The organism is Pseudomonas sp. 43(2021), from assembly GCF_017490805.1.
GTDB lineage: Bacteria > Pseudomonadota > Gammaproteobacteria > Pseudomonadales > Pseudomonadaceae > Aquipseudomonas.
The window spans coordinates 1-1,055 of the sequence record NZ_JAFGYJ010000084.1 but is presented as its reverse complement, the minus strand read 5'-3'; the positions used below and the strand labels follow the sequence as shown (position 1 = coordinate 1,055).

Here is a 1,055-nt window from a genome sequence, read left to right as displayed (position 1 = left end):
ACCGCCGAGCCAAACAGCACGGTGACGCTCACCGACGGCAGTGGTAATCCGATTGGCCAGGTGACGGCCGATGGCAGTGGCAACTGGACGTTCACCCCGGGCACGCCGCTGCCCAATGGCACCGTGGTCAACGCCACGGCGACCGATGCCGCCGGCAATACCGGCAACCCCGGTAGCACTACCGTGGACTCGTCGCTGCCGTCGATTCCGCAGGTCGAGCCGAGCAACGGCTCGGTGATCAGCGGCACCGCCGATGCGGGCAACACCATTATCCTCACCGATGGCAACGGCAACCCGATCGGCCAGGTCACCGCCGATGGCAGCGGCAACTGGAGCTTTACCCCCGGCGTACCGCTGCCGGATGGCACCGTGGTCAACGCGGTGGCGCGCAACCCCGGTGGGACCGAAAGTGCACCGGCGGTCATTACCGTGGACGGCGTGGCGCCGGCGGCGCCAGTGGTCGAGCCGAGCAATGGCACGGAAATCAGCGGTACCGCCGAAGCCGGCGCGACGGTCATTCTCACCGACGGCGGCGGCAACCCGATCGGCCAGACCACCGCCGATGGCAGCGGCAACTGGATCTTCACGCCTGCGACCCCGCTGGCCAATGGCACGGTGATCAATGCCGTGGCCCAGGACCCGGCCGGCAATACCAGCGGCCCGACCAGTGTCACTGTTGACGCCGTCGCGCCGCCCGCACCCATCATCAACCCGAGCAACGGGGTGGTGATCAGTGGTACCGCTGAAGCGGGGGCCAAGGTGATCCTTACCGACGGCAGCGGTAATCCGATCGGCGAGACGACCGCCGACGGCAGCGGCAACTGGGCCTTCACGCCTGCGACCCCGCTGGCCAACGGCACGGTGATCAACGCCGTGGCCCAGGACGCGGCCAGCAATACCAGCGGGCCGACCAGCGTCACCGTTGACGCCATCGCCCCGGCCGCACCCATCATCGACCCGAGCAACGGGGTGGTGATCAGTGGTACAGCTGAAGCAGGCGCCACCGTGACCCTGACCGATGGCAGCGGCAACCCGATCGGCCAGATCACCGCCGA

At 68.3% G+C, this 1,055-nt stretch carries 1 protein-coding gene; it reads left to right on the top strand.

The window, feature by feature from the left end; genetic code table 11:
• Window positions 1–1,055 (top strand): Ig-like domain-containing protein (locus tag J5M71_RS25985; RefSeq protein ID WP_243434353.1); only part of this gene is annotated, 1,055 nt, incomplete at both ends.